General features: G+C 68.2%; 14 protein-coding genes. 13 read left to right on the plus strand and 1 reads right to left on the minus strand.

The window, feature by feature from the left end; translation table 11 throughout:
* Positions 1–104 precede the first annotated feature (104 nt).
* From OXI49_07020 to OXI49_07065, 10 genes are all read left to right on the plus strand, one after another.
* Positions 105–1,184 carry a galactose mutarotase gene (locus tag OXI49_07020; GenBank protein ID MDE2690252.1) on the plus strand — a complete coding sequence of 360 codons (1,080 nt, stop codon included), beginning with the start codon at positions 105–107 and terminating at the stop codon, positions 1,182–1,184.
* A 97-nt stretch (positions 1,185–1,281) separates the two neighbouring features.
* Complete coding sequence (locus OXI49_07025) at positions 1,282–1,485, plus strand: type II toxin-antitoxin system VapB family antitoxin (protein MDE2690253.1); 204 nt, start codon at positions 1,282–1,284, stop codon at positions 1,483–1,485.
* 5 nt (positions 1,486–1,490) lie between these two features.
* Positions 1,491–1,874: a PIN domain-containing protein gene (locus OXI49_07030; GenBank protein ID MDE2690254.1), complete on the plus strand. Its 384-nt coding sequence runs from the start codon at positions 1,491–1,493 to the stop codon at positions 1,872–1,874.
* Between the two features lie 138 nt (positions 1,875–2,012).
* Positions 2,013–3,248, plus strand: a complete 1,236-nt coding sequence (locus OXI49_07035) for an efflux RND transporter periplasmic adaptor subunit (GenBank protein ID MDE2690255.1) — start codon at positions 2,013–2,015, stop codon at positions 3,246–3,248.
* A 38-nt stretch (positions 3,249–3,286) separates the two neighbouring features.
* Positions 3,287–3,985 (plus strand): ABC transporter ATP-binding protein, encoded by a 699-nt coding sequence (locus tag OXI49_07040; GenBank protein ID MDE2690256.1) that lies wholly within the window; start codon positions 3,287–3,289, stop codon positions 3,983–3,985.
* On the plus strand, positions 3,982–5,127 hold the full coding sequence (locus OXI49_07045) for an FtsX-like permease family protein (protein MDE2690257.1): 1,146 nt from the start codon (positions 3,982–3,984) through the stop codon (positions 5,125–5,127). The genes OXI49_07040 and OXI49_07045 overlap by 4 nt, the downstream gene beginning before the upstream one ends.
* 28 nt (positions 5,128–5,155) lie before the next feature.
* Positions 5,156–6,313, plus strand: coding sequence for an FtsX-like permease family protein (locus OXI49_07050; GenBank protein MDE2690258.1), 1,158 nt, complete (start codon positions 5,156–5,158; stop codon positions 6,311–6,313).
* 83 nt (positions 6,314–6,396) lie between these two features.
* A complete protein-coding gene (locus OXI49_07055) occupies positions 6,397–9,147 on the plus strand; it encodes a sulfatase-like hydrolase/transferase (protein ID MDE2690259.1) in 2,751 nt (916 codons plus the stop codon).
* A gap of 101 nt (positions 9,148–9,248) precedes the next feature.
* Positions 9,249–9,734, plus strand: a complete 486-nt coding sequence (locus OXI49_07060) for a hypothetical protein (GenBank protein ID MDE2690260.1) — start codon at positions 9,249–9,251, stop codon at positions 9,732–9,734.
* A 2-nt stretch (positions 9,735–9,736) separates the two neighbouring features.
* On the plus strand, positions 9,737–10,693 hold the full coding sequence (locus tag OXI49_07065) for a lipocalin-like domain-containing protein (protein MDE2690261.1): 957 nt from the start codon (positions 9,737–9,739) through the stop codon (positions 10,691–10,693).
* On the opposite strand, the gene OXI49_07070 is transcribed toward OXI49_07065, so the two are convergent.
* Positions 10,690–11,793, minus strand: a complete 1,104-nt coding sequence (locus tag OXI49_07070; GenBank protein ID MDE2690262.1) for an alpha/beta fold hydrolase — start codon at positions 11,791–11,793, stop codon at positions 10,690–10,692. The genes OXI49_07065 and OXI49_07070 overlap by 4 nt on opposite strands.
* 95 nt (positions 11,794–11,888) lie before the next feature.
* Between OXI49_07070 and OXI49_07075 the strand changes: the two genes are divergently transcribed.
* The 3 genes from OXI49_07075 to OXI49_07085 all read left to right on the plus strand — a co-directional run bounded on the left by OXI49_07075 (position 11,889) and on the right by OXI49_07085 (position 15,289).
* Positions 11,889–12,254, plus strand: coding sequence for a hypothetical protein (locus OXI49_07075; protein MDE2690263.1), 366 nt, complete (start codon positions 11,889–11,891; stop codon positions 12,252–12,254).
* Between the two features lie 201 nt (positions 12,255–12,455).
* The gene (locus tag OXI49_07080) at positions 12,456–13,772 is read left to right on the plus strand and encodes a TolC family protein (protein MDE2690264.1); all 1,317 of its coding nucleotides are present in this window, start codon (positions 12,456–12,458) and stop codon (positions 13,770–13,772) included.
* A complete protein-coding gene (locus tag OXI49_07085; GenBank protein MDE2690265.1) occupies positions 13,769–15,289 on the plus strand; it encodes an efflux RND transporter periplasmic adaptor subunit in 1,521 nt (506 codons plus the stop codon). Before OXI49_07080 ends, OXI49_07085 begins: the two co-directional genes overlap by 4 nt.
* Positions 15,290–15,292 lie beyond the last annotated feature (3 nt).

The raw sequence follows: 15,292 nt of genomic DNA on the forward strand, positions 1-15,292 counted from the left end.
TACCCATCCTTCTCCTGGCCGGTGTCGGCGCGGGGGCCTGTGGGTATACGTATCCTCCGCCCGAGATGCCCGAAGAGATGGCCGCCCTGCTTGAGATTGTGCAAGTGACTCGGCGCCCCTGGGGCGAAGTCGACGGCAGGGAGGTCGAGATCTTCCGTCTTGCATCGCAAACGGGGCTCCAGGCCGAGATCGCCGAACTTGGCGGCGCGATCGTGTCCCTGACGGCCCAGGGCCGCGATGGCGAGTTCGCCGACGTTGTGCTCGGCTTCGACGACCTCGCTTCGTATCTCGCCGACACGAACCCCTACTTCGGTGTTGTCGTCGGGCGCTATGCGAATCGCATCGCCGGGGGCCGCTTCACTCTCGACGGCGAGACCTACGTCCTGCCCCGGAACGACGGCAAGAACAGCCTCCACGGCGGCATCCGAGGGCTCAGTCGCGTGGTCTGGGAGGGTGAACCGTTCGAGGACCGAAACGGAGCGGGCGTGGTGCTCCGGTACCGGAGTCCCGATGGCGAGGAAGGCTACCCGGGCAACGTGGACTTCCAAGTGCGCTACCTGTTGACGTCGGCCGGCGACTTTCGCATCGAAGCGGAGGCAGTGACGGACGAGCCCACCGTCGTCAACCTGTCCTTCCACTCCTACTTCAACCTCCAGGGGGAGGGCGAGGGCGACATTCTGGACCACGAGCTGCTGCTCAACAGCGAGCAGTACACGCCCGTCAACGACACGTTGATTCCGACTGGCGAGATCGCGTCCACCGAGGGCACGCCGATGGACTTCCGGACCGCGGCGTTGATCGGTGACCGGATCGACAACGACTTCGAGCAGCTTCGCTTCGGCGGCGGCTACGACCACAACTGGGTGCTGCGGCCGGCGGAGAAGGAGGGCGAGATGCGTATGGCGGCCATCGTCGTCGAACCGACGAGTGGCAGAAAGCTGGTCGTGAGGACGACGGCCCCGGGGCTGCAGCTCTACACCGGTAACTTCCTCGACGGCACGCTGGTCGGAAAGAGCGGTCGCCCGTACGTTCATCGAGGCGGCCTGTGCCTCGAGACCCAGCACTTTCCCGACGCTCCGAACCAGCCGACGTTTCCCAGCACGGTGCTGCGGCCGGGCGAGACCTACCGGCAGGTGACGGAGTACCAGTTCTACACGGACTCCGTACGTCGCCAGGATCGCTAGCGGCACGGCGAAGGTGCGCGGAGCGGCATCGCCACGGTGCCGGCCGGGATTCCTGTTGTCTTTGACCTTGCTTCCGTCAACTCATACACTGCGCATCATGAAGACCACTGTGGATATTCCAGAACGTGAACTGGAAGATGCAATCAGGTTCACGAACGCGAAGACGAAGCGCGAGGCGATCGTCGGGGCGATCACAGACTTCAACCGCCGGATGCGCATGGCGGAGCTGGTTCGCTACGCGGACACGTGCGACGACCTGATGACGCCCGAGGAACTCCAGGCGCTTCGCCGTCGGGGCTAGGGCGGGTGATTCTCGTCGACACGTCGTCCTGGATTCACCTGCTGCGTCCGGACGGCGACTCGACCGTCCACGCGCGAGTCGAAGAGGCCCTCACGACCGGAACGGCCTGCTGGTGTCCGGTCGTTCAACTCGAGCTATGGAACGGCGCCCGTGGCGACCGCGAGCGCAGGGCGCTTCGCGGCCTTGCCGAGGCACTGCCGGAACTTCCCATCGACGAAGAGGTTTGGCGGACGGCGTACGACCTGGCGCAACGGGCTCGCAGTCAAGGCGTCACGGTGCCTGCGACCGACGTACTCATTGCCGCGTGTGCCGCGCGTCACGACGCTGCGCTTGAGTCCGCGGATAGCGACTTCGACCTTCTGGCCTCGCTGGACGTCCGGACCAGCTAGCGCTTGCCCCCACCCGTTGGCCCGAAGCTCGGCCAGGCCGAAACCAACGCGCCCACGCCGCGTAAACCAGAACCATAGAATGCGCGGCATGGAACGATCGGCCGGCGGCGCCAGTCCGCCGAAGCCAGCGGTGCGCCGGTGAGCGCTCCGGCAAGTCAGGGCGATGGTCCCCAGAACCCGCCGCCGCGGCCGGATCTGTCCATCCTGCGCGACGACGACGAGTACGAGTACCGGCCCCGGCGCGGACGCTTCATCAAGTGGGGGATCGTGCTGCTGCTCGTGGCGGCCGCGGTCTTCGCCTTCTATCGGGTGCCGCCCGACCAGTACGTGCCCTTCCTCATGCCCGAGGTCGAGACGACGACGGTCCAGCGCCTGACCCCGGAGCAGGCGTCGACGGTGCTGACCGCGACGGGCTACACGTACGCCCGAGTGAGGGCCGCGGTCGGCGCGAAGATCATCGGCCGGATCACGGAGCTCCATGTCGATGAGGGCGACGCGGTGGCGGCCGGCGACGTGATCGCGGTGCTCGACAGCGATGATCTCGAAGCGGCGGTGCGCCGCGCCCAGGCGTCCCTGATCGAGGCGACCGCGCGGCTTGCCGATGCGAGGCGGGAGGAGGCCCGCCAGCGGCGCATCGTCGAGGCGGGTGTGGCGCCTTCCGCCGATCTGGACGCGGCGGTCACGCAACTTCAGGTCACGCGAGCCCAGCTCGGCACGGCGCGGGCGAACCTGGAGTCGATCGAGGCCCAGCTCGCCTACACGGTCATTCATGCCCCGGTGGACGGGGTGGTCATCGAGCGGACGGTCGAGGTGGGGGAGATGGTCGCGCCGGGAGGCTTCACCAGCCAGCAGGCTACCGGCGCGCTCGTGCGGATCGCCGATCCGACCTCGCTCGAGGTCGAGGCGGACATCAACGAGAGTTTCATCGCCCGGATCCAGCTCGGCCAGCCGGCCACGATCAAGGTCGACGCCGTGCCGGACCACGAGTACCACGGCACGTTGCGGCAGATCGTGCCGACCGCCGACCGGCAGCGCGCAGTGGTCCAGGTCAAGGTGACGATCGACGACCGGGACGCTCGCCTGGTGCCGGACATGAGCTGCAGCGTCACCTTTCTGCAGGAGGGAGTCGACGAGACCGTGCTCCAGGCGGATCCGAAGATCCTGGTCGCGGCCGAAGCGGTGGCGAGCGACGACGGCGGCGACTACGTCTTGCTCCTGCGCGACGGCCAACTGGAGCGGGCGCCGATCGAACTCGGCCTGGAGCAGGACGGCAACCAGTTCGAGGTGTTGTCCGGCCTCCGCGGCGGCGAGGTGGTCGTTCGCCAGCCGACTCCGGAGTTGACACCGGGCCTGCGCGTACGCGAGGCCTCCTGAGATAGCGGACACAGAGAGTCCAACGAAGGAGTTGATTGATGGCTGAAACCGTCGTCCAGATGCGCGACGTGACGAAGAACTACCGGCGCGACGCTTTCGAGCTGAAGGTGCTCCAGGGCATCACCCTGGACGTCGAGGCAGGCGACTTCGTCGCCCTGATGGGGCCGTCCGGTTCCGGCAAGAGCACGTTGCTCAATCTGCTCGCCGGGATCGACCAGCCGAGCAGCGGGGACCTCGTCGTCGCCGGCGAACAGGTGAGCCGGATGAACGAAAGCAAGCTCGCCAAGTGGCGCCAGCGGCACATCGGCTTCATCTTCCAGTTCTACAACCTGATCCCGGTGCTGACGGCCTACGAGAACGTTGAGCTGCCGCTGACGCTCCGGCGCGGGTCGCGCGCGGCGCGCAAGCGGCGCGTCGAGACGGCGCTCTCCGTGGTCGGCCTGCAGAACCGGATGAAGCACTACCCGCGACAGCTCTCGGGAGGCCAGGAACAGCGGGTGGCGATCGCTCGCGCGATCGTCACCGATCCGACCCTGCTGCTCGCCGACGAGCCGACCGGCGATCTCGACGCCGACTCGGGGCGGGAGATCCTCGACCTCCTCGGTCAACTGAACGAGCAGTTCAACAAGACGATTCTCATGGTGACCCACGACCCGAACGCGGCGGCGAGGGCGAAACGCCTGGTGCGGCTCGACAAGGGACAGTTGGTGTCGGGCGACGCGGGAGCTGGTTCATGATCAAGCTGATTCGACGCAACCTGCTTCGCAACAAGCGACGCACCTTCCTGACCATGGCCAGTCTGGCGATGGCGCTGTTCATCCTCTCGTTGCTGGGCGTGGTCAACGACGCGATGAGCTTTGCCGACGAGTCCGAGATCCCCGACCGGCTGGTCGTGCGCAACGCGATCTCGCTGACGTTCCCGTTGCCCGAGGCGTACGAGCAACGGCTTCGGACCATCGACAACGTGGTCGCGGTAACGCCCCAGAACTGGTTCCAGGGCGTCTACAAGGACCAGAGACCCGAGAACTTCTTCCCGCGCTTTACCGTCGATCCCGAGACGTTTCGGAGCGTCTTCTACGACTACACGTGGAACGAGGAGGAGTGGGAGGCGTTCGCGGAGCAGCGCACCGCCTTCGCCGCAGGCCGCGAGCTGACCGAGATCCAGGGGTGGTCGATCGGCGACATCATCACGATCAAGGGGGACATCTTCCCGATCGACGTGGAACTCCAGTTGCGCGCGATCTTCGACTACGACGAGCCGGGCCAGGAGCGGCAGATCTTCTTCCACCGTCGCTACGTCGAGGAGGCGATGGGGAATCCGGGCCAGAACGGCACCTACTGGCTGCTTCTCGATGACCCGGAGGCGGCCCCAGCCGTAATCGCGGCCGCCGAGGCGATGTTCGAGAACTCGGACAACCAGGTGCGAGCCGAAACCGCCGAGGCGTTCGCGGCCTCGTTCACGGAGATGCTGGGCAACATCCAGTTCTTCTTCACCATGATTGGACTCGCGATCGTCATTTCCATCTTCCTGATCACCGCGAACACGATGGCGATGGCGGCGCGCGAGCGGACCACCGAGGTTTCCGTGCTCCGTACCCTGGGCTTCCGGCGCAACCAGGTGCTCGGCATGGTGATCGGCGAGTCCCTGGCGGTCGGCGTGCTGGGTTCTCTGCTCGGCGTCGGCTTCACAGCAGTTGCCATTCAGGGCGCGACGCCGTTCCTGGAGCAAATGGGTTTCGGCTTCGGCGGCTTCGCGCTCGATTCCCAGGTGCTGGTGACCGCGGTCACGATCGGCATCTCGGTCGGGCTGCTGAGCGGCGTCTTCCCTGCGGTTGCGGCGGCGCGGCTCAAGATCGTCGACGGACTGAGGCGGCTCTGACGATGGCCGGAACGCGCGAGGAGACAGCATGATCCCGATCAAGTACACCTACCGCAACCTGTTCGAGCGCCGTGGCGTGGCGTTCATGACGCTGGCCTCGATCGGCTTCGTCGTCCTGGTCTACATCGGCGTGCTCGCCCTCGCCGGCGGCCTGCGGGCCGCCTTCGCGGACACCGGAGACCCCTCGGTCGTCATCGTGATGCGGGACGGCACACGCGCCGAGATGGAGAGCTCCTACGCGCAGGAGAGCCACCGCCTGCTGACCGCGATGCCCGGCGTTGAGCGAACGGCCGACGGCGCGGTGATGGCTTCCGGCGAAACGGTCACGATCCAGATCTTCAAGCGGGTCGACGGAAGCGAGACGAACGTGATGGTCCGCGGCGTCGAGCCCGGAGCGTTCGCCATCCGGCCGGGTTTCGAGGTCACCGAGGGCCGGGTCTTCGAGCCCGGCCGCGGCGAGATCATCGTCGGCCGCAGCCTGGCCGGCCGGCTCGGCCTGCGGGTCGGCGACGAGCGCAAGATGGGCCGGAACACGTTCCGGGTCGTCGGCACGTTCGCCGGCGTAGGCGCCCACGGCTCCGAGATCTGGGGGGACTACCGCGACCTGGGCGATTCGTTCCGCCGCAGCGGCTACTACTCGTCGACCCGGCTCCAGGCCGCGTCGCCGGGCGCGGCGCGCAGCCTGATCGACACGGTCAAGGCCGACCAGCGGCTCCAGGTGCAGGCCCTGACGGAACCCGAGTACTACGAGCTCCAGTCGGACACGTCATCGGGCCAGTTCATCATCCTCGGCAACGTGCTCGCCGTTCTGATGGCGATCGGCGCCTGCTTCGCCGCCGCGAACACGATGTACGCGCAGGTCGCCGCCCGCGCCCGCGAGATCGGCACCCTGCGCGCCCTCGGTTTCAAGCGGCGCTCGATCATGGGCAGCTTCTTCCTGGAAGCGGTGCTGCTCGGGGTGGTCGCGGGCGGCTTCGGCGCCCTGCTGTCGCTTCCCCTCAACGCGATCCAGACTGGCACGATGAACCAGGTGACGTTCAGCGAGATCACGTTCCAGTTGCGCACGACGCCGTTCGCCCTCTTCTCGGGCATCTTCCTGGCCACCGTGACGGGCGTCCTCGGCGGCCTGCTGCCCGCTTTCGGCGCCTCGCGCCAGAAGATCACCGACCTTCTCCGCGAAGCGTAAACACTGGGTGCGCCGGCGTCCCCGCCGGCATCCGGGCGAGCCGCGAAGCGCGAGCGCGAGTGGCCGTGTAGCCTAGAAAGACGGTGTCCAGCTCTTCGGTCCGTCTTTGCCGGGCGTTCCTGTTGGTCGCCGCGGCGCTCCTTGTCGCCGCGTGCGGCGCCTCACCATCGCCGGCCGTCCCGGTTTCAGCGCCGCTCCCCAACATCGTCCTCATCGTCCCCGACGATCTCGGCCGGCACGACGTCAGCTTCCACGGCGGCGAGATCGCGACCCCGAACATCGACCGGATCGCTGCCGAAGGGGTGCAACTAGAGCGCTTCTACAGCGCCCCGGTCTGTTCACCGACGCGAGCGGGCTTGATGACGGGCCGCTATCCGATCCGCTTCGGCCTGATGCGGGCGGTGATCGCGCCCTGGCGCGACTACGGGATGGACACCTCGGAGGTGACTCTGCCGGAGGTTCTGGCCAAGGCCGGCTACGAGCACCGCGGCATCTTCGGCAAGTGGCACCTTGGCCACTTCGACCGCAAGTACCACCCGCTACGCCGCGGCTTCACCGAGTTCGTGGGCCACAACACGGCCGTCGACTACTTCACGAAGGAACGGGAGGGCGAGCGGGACTGGAGCCACGGCTACGAGTCGGTCGACGAGGAGGGTTACGTCACGGACTTGCTGGCCGAGCACGCGGTGCGGTTCATCGATCGCCACGCGGGCGAGGAGGCGCCGTTCTTCCTCTACGTTCCGTTCAGCGCGCCGCACTCGCCACTGCAGGCGAAGGAGGAAGACCTGCCGCGCTACGCCGATCTGGAGCCGCTCGAACCTCCGCGCGGCTGGGAGGAGTCGACCGCCGGCCGGCCGCTTGCCGCCGACGAGCGGCGCCGCAACGGGCGTCGGGTTCATGCGGCGATGGTCCATTCCCTCGACGAGGGCGTCGGCCGCATCCTCGACGCGATCGACGGTCACGGCATCGCCGACAACACGCTCGTCCTGTTCTTCAGCGACAACGGCGGCTCGGTCGGCATTGGCGACAACGGCCCCTACCGTGGCGCCAAGGGCAGCGTGTTCGAGGGCGGCACCCGGGTGGCCGCGGCCGCCCGCTGGCCGGCCGGAAACGTCGAGGGCGGCGGCCGGATCGAGGCGCCGGTGTCCTACATCGACGTGCTGCCGACGCTGATGGGAATCGCGGGCATCGAGGATCACGGGGGCAAGCCGCTCGACGGTGTTGACGTCGGCGACGTGCTGACGGGTGAGTCCGATACCGGGCCGGAGCGTGATCTCTACTCCTTTATCGCCCAACTCGACCCTGAGCGGGAGCAGGTCTCGGTAACGGAGGGTGAGTGGAAGCTCGCGGTCGTCGGGCCGCCGCTGGTGCGCGAGGGCGCCGCCGACGTGTCGCGGACGATGCTGTTCCGGCTCGACGACGATCCATTGGAACAGAGGGATGTCGCGGCGGGACACCCCGATCTGGTGGCTCGCCTGCTCGAGAAGGCGGCCGGCTTCCGGGCATTGCAGCCGCCGAATCCGGTGGCGCCGTTCTTCGCGGGCCGCGAGAACTTCCAGCCGCCGCCGAACTGGCAGTTCGCGCAGAAGCGGCCCAACATCCTCCTCATCCTGATCGACGACCTTGGCTTCGAAGCGGTCGGTGCGTACGGCGGCGCGTCCTACGACACGCCGAACATCGACCGTCTGGCCGCGGAGGGAGTCCGCTTCACCCATGCCTACTCGACGCCGCTGTGCGCGCCCTCGCGGCTCAAGTTGGTGACCGGGCGCTACAACAGCCGCAACTACACGGAGTGGGGCGTCCTGCCGCCCGAAGAGGTGACCTTCGCCAACCTCCTGCAGGACGCGGGCTACTCGACCTTCCTGGCCGGCAAGTGGCAGATGTCGGGCTTCAAACAGGCGTGGGCACCGGAGAAGGACTGCTGCGAGGGCTTGGGGCAGACGCCGGAGGAAGCCGGTTTCGACGATTATCTGGTCTGGCACTACCACGAGAAGGGCGAGCGCTATGCGGATCCGCTGTTGTGGGGGCCGGCTGGGGAAGGCGGGACCCACGAGGGTCACTACGGTCCCGATCTGTTCGTGGACTTCCTGCTCGGCCGAATCGAGTCGCAGGTCGCCGAGGACTCCGACCGGCCGTTCTTCGCCTACCACTCGATGGCGCTGGTCCACGCCCCGTTCGTGCCCACCCCGGACAGTGAGGACTGGGCCGCGGACCGTGGTGCCCAGGACCCGGCCTTCTTCGTCGACATGGTGGCCTACACGGACAAGCTGGTCGGCCGAATGCTCGACGGTCTGGAGGAACTGGGCGTTCTGGACAACACGCTGATCCTGCTGACCGCCGACAACGGCACCCCCAGGCAGATCACCAGTACTCTGCAGGACGGCACGGTGATCCCCGGCGGCAAGGGCGGGACGATCGACTACGGCATGCATGTCCCTTTCATCGCCTCCTGGCCGGCCGGCTTCGAGGGAGGTCGCGTGTCGGACGCGATGATCGACTTGAGCGACTTCCTGCCCTCGATGGTGGAGGCGGCGGGAGCCACGCTGCCGGGGGATCGGGTCATCGACGGCCGCAGCTTCATGCCTGTACTCCGCGGCGAAACGGACTCCGCCCGCGACTGGATCTTCACCGACTTCCGGCCGCGCTTCCTGAACATCCCGGAAGTGACCTTCGTCCACGATCGCCGCTACAAGCTGTACGACGACGGCCGCTTCTTCGACTTCGAGAACGATGTGCGGGAACAGAGCCCCCTGGACGTCGACGACCTGACGGAAGAGGCAGCCTCGGCCATGGCCAGACTGCGCGCCGCGATGGCGGAGGGCCTTGGCGGGTAGCCACAGCCGGCGACGACCGGCTTTCCGGCGGCTCCGTGCGGGTCCGGCGGGCGCGGTGATCCTGCTGGCGGCCTGCGGGGGGCATCTCGGGCGGCCGCCGGGTGAAGCCACCGGTCGCCTACATCGACGTCCTGCCGACCCTGATGGGCATCGCCGGCCTGAACGACCACGGCGGCAAGGAGCTCGACGGCCGGGACGTCCGCGACGTGCTCGCTGGCGCGGACGTGGAGGGACCGGCGCGCGAGCTGTACTCCTTCGTCGGCCAGAAGAACCCGGAGCGGGAGCAGGTGTCGGTGATGTCGGGCGGCTGGAAGCTCGTCGTCATCGGCCCGCCGCTCGACCGACCCGGATCGGCGGCGGCGTCCGAGCAGCTGCTGTACCGGATCGAGGAGGATCCCTTCGAAGAACGGAACCTGGCTACGGACCGTCCGCACGTGGCCGAGCGTCTCCTCGAAAAGGCCCATGAGTTCCGCGCCCTGCAACCGCCGAACCCGGTGGGGTCCTTCGGCGTGGGTATGGAAGGGTTCGAGCCGCCGCCGAACTGGCGGTTCCCTGAAGCCGATACCACCGAATCAGGAGGATCCTGACCATGCGTTCGAGTTACTGTGCCCTCGTCGGCGTCGCCCTGCTACTTGGTGGCTGCGCTGGTCCCACCGCCGACCAGTCGTCCGCCCCGGCCGCGCCCGGCGACCCGGGCGCGCCGTTTCACGGCGCCTGGGAGTTGGCTTCGGTCGTTCGCTACTCGGGCGACGGCGAGGAGTTGTCGCGCAACGAGTCGTCGACCGGCTTCATCATGTACGACCCGGCGGGCACGATGGGAGTGGTCATCCAGGGCGCCGATCGGGCGCCATATGCGGGTGACGAGGCGACACCCGAGGAGATCCTGGCGGCCTACCGGTCGTACACGTCCTACTTCGGCGGCTTCACGGTGGACCCGGAGGCGGGCACCGTCACCCACCACCTGCGGGCGAGCATGAACCCGCGCGGCGCCGGCTCGGACTACCTCCGTCACTACGAATTCGAGGAGGACAGCCTGACGCTGCAGCCACCTGCCGGCGCCGACGGCGGCGTCGTGCGGCTGACCTGGAGGCGGCAGTCCGACCTGGCCGAACTCACGGACGAGCACCGCCGCTTCATCGGCTTCTGGGAGTTCGCGCGGCTGGACCGCACCGACGACTCGGGCACAGCGCTGCCGGTGCAGCGGACCTACGAGGACGGCTTCATCATCTACACGGCCTCCGGCCACATGGCGGTTCACCTGGTTCGTCCGGGCCGGGAACTCTCCGCCGCCGGCCGCCTGACGGCGGAGGAGGCCGCCGCCGCGATGAGCACCTACGTCAGCTACTTCGGGCCGTACACGATCCACGAGGAAGAGGGATTCGTCGTCCACCAGCGGCCCGGCTGCTGGTTCCCGGGCTGTATCGGATCGGACGCCCGGCGCGGCTACGAGTTCGGGGACGGCACCCTGACCCTCAAGCCGCCGTCGCGGGAAGTCGACGGTGGCTCGGTCCAGGACGCTTTGACGTGGGAGCGAATCAGTGACTAGGCGGTCTTCGCGATCTTCCGTCGCAGCCAGTCGATCAGCACCCGGTTCGTCTCGTCCGGTTTCTCCTGCTGCGTCCAGTGACCGCAGTCGGCGACGGTGTACTTCTCGAAGTCGTCGATGAAGTCCTCCATGCCGTCGGCGGAGGAGGGCCGGAGGATGACGTCGTTCTCGGCGCCGATGTAGAGGCACGGCACCTCGATCTCCCACTTCGCGTTCTCGATTCCCGGGAACGGTCGACCTGCCATGCGGTACCAGTTGAGCCCGCCGGTGAAGCCGGTGGCTTCGAAGGTCTCCGTGAAGTAGTCCAGGGCCTCCTCGGACAGGAACACCTCGCCGGGGTAGTCCTCGCGGTCCAGCATCCGTAGCAGGTCCATCTGCCGTTCCGGCGAGTCCTCCGGCATCGCCTTGAACGCCTCGACGTCCCAGATGTAGCCCCGGCGCAGCATCATCTGGAAGGTCTTGCGTACGTCGGCGGACAGCACCTTCTCGGCCCGGCCGGGCTCCTGGAACTGGACCGTGTAGTAGTTCTCGGACCGGACGATCAGCGACTCCTCGGTCGGCTGCCGGCGCGGCATGCCGGGAGGCCGTCCGCCTGGCGTGTTGACGCCGACGATGCCGAGGCAGCGGTCCGGGTGCAGCCGCGCCATCATCCACACGACTCCGCCGCCCCAGTCGTGGCCGACAAACACGGCCTTGTCGATCTCGAGCGCATCGAGCATTCCCGCCATGTCGTCGCAGAGGTGCCGCAGGCTGTACTTCGCCACATCGTCCGGCCGGTCGGTCAGGCCGTATCCGCGCTGATCGGGCGCAATGGCGCGGAATCCGGCGTCGGCGAGCGCCGGGAGCTGGAACCGCCAGGAGAAGGCGAGTTCCGGGAAGCCGTGGCAGAGGACGACGGGGATGCCTGTTCCCTGCTCGTAGACCGCCATGCGGATGCCGTTCGTCTGCATGAACCGGGGCGCCGGCATGCCGGGGGCCGGCCGGACCTCGGCGCCGCGTGCGAGTCCGGGCAGCGCCAGAGCGCCGGCCAGGGCGCCCGTGGTCTGCAGAAAGCTACGACGGGTCAGGGCGGCGGGGATCGAGGCGTGAGAGGGGATCATCGGGACCTCCGGAATCGGGGACGGGGTGATGTGCGTTACGTGGAATGGCCGGAGTATCTCAGGCCACTCCGAGAGAAAGGCGTACAATAGTCGCGATGCGCATCGCGTTTCGGTTTGCGGGTTCGTTCCTGGCGCTTGCCGTCCTGGCGGCGCCGGTGGCCGGAATGTGCGCCTCGCTCGGCGCGTCCGAGGACCCCTGCGCCATGCAGACGGTCCATGAGGCGGCGTCCTGCGAGCACACCGAGATGGTGATGACGGGGTGCTGCGCCGCGGAGTCCGTCGATCCCGCTACGGCCGGGATTCTCCCCGGCTCCGCCGGCGACATCGACCCGCCCGCCCTGGCCGGGACCGGGCCGGACGCGCCCGAGAGCTATGGCCTCGAGGCCGCGGTACTCGCCTGCGACGGAGACCCGCCGCCCGCTGTTCCGCGCTACAGGCTGTACTCGGCCCTGTTGCTCTGATCCTTCGCTGAAGCGAGTCGGAGCGGTCGCCCCCGAAAGCGGGCGGCCGCGGAGAACACGTTTCCGCGGAGGAGTCAGATGCATCACTCGCTCAAGCGTCATTGCGGCGGCAACACCCGTAAGCACAAACGCGGGTTTGATCGACATACGCCTTGCCTGCTCGCCGCCGTCCTGCTGGCGGTCGCCTGGGCAGGAACATCGATGGCCGAGACAGGCCAACCGGACGGGCTGAGCGTCCTTCCGGATCGGGCGCCGGCTGACAGGGTCGCCCGGGGAATCGCCGACGAGGCGCTCCGCGCCCTCGTCGAGGAGGCGCTGGAGCGGAATCCGGATCTCAGGGCCGGCTTCGCCAAGGCGCGGGCGGCGGCGCAGAAGGCGCCGCAAGTGGCATCCCTGCCGGATCCGACGGCGGAGGCGACTGCCTTTCTGGCCCCGCCGGAAACGCGGGTCGGGGCGCAGCGGCTCATGCTGGGTTACAGCCAGCCGCTGCCGTGGCTTGCCAAGCTCGACCTGCGGGAAGAAGCGGCGGTTCACGGAGCGGCCGCCCTGGAGCACGGCGTGCAGGCCGAACGGCTGCGGCTGGTCACGGAGGTCAGGCGGCTTTACCACGAGTTGGCCTTCCTCGACCGTTCGAGAGAAACGGCCGAGACCTTCCTGGAGCATCTCATCCAGCACGAAGAGGTCGCCCAGGCCCGGTACGCGACCGGCGTGGGATCGACTCAGGCCGTGCTCAAGCTGCAGGCTGAGATCACCCGCGCCGAGCGGGCGCTGGTCGACCTGGACCTAGGCGAGGTCTCGCTGCGCGCGCGGCTCAATTCGCTGAGGGACCGGCCGGCCGCCACGCCAGTCGACAGAGGTTCGCTCCCGGCTGCGATCGAGGAAGCCGCGCTGGAGGCTGGGAACCTCGCGGCTCTGGCGCGATCGTCGCGGCCGGAGCTGCGCGCGGCGGAAGCCGGACTTTCCCGGACCGAAGCCCTGGAGGGCCTGGCCCGGATGGCCGACAAGCCCGACTTCAACGTTGGCGTGACGTACACGCTGGTGACCCCGCGCGACGACGAGGCCGCCCGTCTCCTGGCCCCGGCCGGCAACGGGAACGACGTGTTCGGCCTACGCGGCGGCATCACGCTGCCTCTGCGCCGGCGCAGCCGCGCGGCGGCCGTACAGGAGGCGCTCGACCTGCGCTCCCATGCGGTCGATGAGCGTCGCGCCGCGGAACTGGTCGTCGAGTCGGAGGTGGGCGACCTCACCCAGCGGTTGCCGCTGGCCTGGAGGCGACTCCGGCTGTTGGAGGACCTGCTGGTCGTGCAGGCGGAGGAATCGCTGGAGTCGGCCGAGGCGGGGTACATCGCGGGCTCACTCAACACGCTCGACCTGTTCGACGCTGAGCACGTCCTGTTCGAGGCGCAGACGGCTGCGGATCGGGCGAGGGCGGACTACCTGATCGGTCTCGCGGAACTGGAAGGGGCGGTCGGCAGACCGTTGGCGGTGGCAGCGGAGAGGGGAGGTGCGCAGCAATGACGGACAACACGAACGGATTCGGCGGGCCGCTTGGGACCTGGTTGCGCGGTGTGGCCTGGGTGGTCGGGAGCTTCGCCGTCTTTTTCCTCCTGTTCTTCGATCCCCTGGGTCTGCATCCGGTCGATTCCTGGCTGCAACGCACCGTCGGCTACCACGCGGGACCGATGACGGCTGCCGCTGGGGACGGTGAGGCTGACGCCGTGGCTGGCGAACGGGAAGTTCTCTTCTACCGGAATCCAATGGACCCGACGATCACGTCGCCCGTGCCGGCGAAGGACGAGATGGGAATGGACTACGTGCCGGTCTACGCGGACGAGGCGGCGCGGGTGGTCGGCGCCGGCTCAACGGTCGCGATCGATCCGGCCGTGGTCCAGAACATGAACGTCCGCACGGAAACGGCTACCCGGCGCGACCTGCGCCACGAGATCCGGACGGTCGGCTACCTGGAGTACGACCAGGAACGGATGGTCACCGTGACGACGAAGTACGACGGCTGGGTGGAGAAGGTTCACGTGAACTACGTGGGCGAGCCGGTGGCCGAGGGCGCGGGCCTGTTCGAGGTCTACTCTCCTGAACTGGTCCAGACGGAGCAGGAACTCCTCTCGGCGATCCGCTACGCGGCCCGGTTCAAGGACGCGCCGGACGACGCCCGGCTGCGAGCCGAGGCCCTGGTCGACGCGGCACGGGCCCGGCTCGCGTTCTGGGACATCTCTCCGGAGCAGATCGCGCGTCTCGAGGAAACGGGCGAGATCTTCCGCACGCTGACGGTTACGGCGCCGGCCGGCGGCCTGGTCATGAAGCGGATGCCGGGTCTGGAGGGAATGGCGGTGACGCCCGGAATGGAGGCGTACCACATCGCCGACATCACCTCGCTGTGGCTTTCGGCCGAGGTGTTCGAGGACCAGGTGGTCTGGATCCGGCCCGGCGCAGAAGCGGAGGTGACGTTCAGCTACTTCCCGGGCGAGACGATCCGGGGCACGGTCGAGTTCATCGAGCCGGAACTCTCGGAGCGCACCCGCACGCTGACGGTGAAGATCGCGGTGCCGAATCCGGACGGCCGGCTGCGCAAGGGAATGTTCGCCACGGTCGTCTTCGATCCGGTCCTCGTTCCGGGAGCCTTGACCATTCCGACCGAGTCCGTGCTGCGGACGGGGCGGCGGAGCGTGGTCATCGTGGCCCAGGGCGGCGGCCGCTTCGAACCCCGCGAAGTGGAGCTGGGCCAGACGTCCGGCGGTCTGGCCGAGGTCCGCTCGGGCCTCGCTGCGGGGGAGGACGTCGTCACGTCGTCGCAGTTCCTGCTCGACTCCGAGTCAAGGCTGCGGGCGGCGGTCCAGCAGATGCTGGACGCGGCCTCGGCGCCGGAGGGCGCGGCCCAGGGGCACGAAGGCCACGACATGGGCCACGAGGGCCACGACATGGACGAGATGGATCACGACATGGACCACGGGGATCATGCGGCGGCCGAGCCGGAGGAAGCGGCCGATCCGCACGAAGCCCACGGCAACCACGGACGATGATCC

It is taken from the genome of Acidobacteriota bacterium (genome assembly GCA_028875725.1).
GTDB lineage: Bacteria > Acidobacteriota > Thermoanaerobaculia > Multivoradales > Multivoraceae > Multivorans.

Coding starts and splice junctions, on each gene's coding strand:
- OXI49_07045 (MDE2690257.1), top strand. CDS start 3,982: ATGATCAAGCTGATTCGACGCAACCTGCTTCGCAACAAGCGACGCACC.
- OXI49_07040 (MDE2690256.1), top strand. CDS start 3,287: ATGGCTGAAACCGTCGTCCAGATGCGCGACGTGACGAAGAACTACCGG.
- OXI49_07085 (MDE2690265.1), top strand. CDS start 13,769: ATGACGGACAACACGAACGGATTCGGCGGGCCGCTTGGGACCTGGTTG.
- OXI49_07065 (MDE2690261.1), top strand. CDS start 9,737: ATGCGTTCGAGTTACTGTGCCCTCGTCGGCGTCGCCCTGCTACTTGGT.
- OXI49_07025 (MDE2690253.1), top strand. CDS start 1,282: ATGAAGACCACTGTGGATATTCCAGAACGTGAACTGGAAGATGCAATC.
- OXI49_07070 (MDE2690262.1), bottom strand. CDS start 11,793: ATGATCCCCTCTCACGCCTCGATCCCCGCCGCCCTGACCCGTCGTAGC.
- OXI49_07050 (MDE2690258.1), top strand. CDS start 5,156: ATGATCCCGATCAAGTACACCTACCGCAACCTGTTCGAGCGCCGTGGC.
- OXI49_07075 (MDE2690263.1), top strand. CDS start 11,889: ATGCGCATCGCGTTTCGGTTTGCGGGTTCGTTCCTGGCGCTTGCCGTC.
- OXI49_07080 (MDE2690264.1), top strand. CDS start 12,456: ATGGCCGAGACAGGCCAACCGGACGGGCTGAGCGTCCTTCCGGATCGG.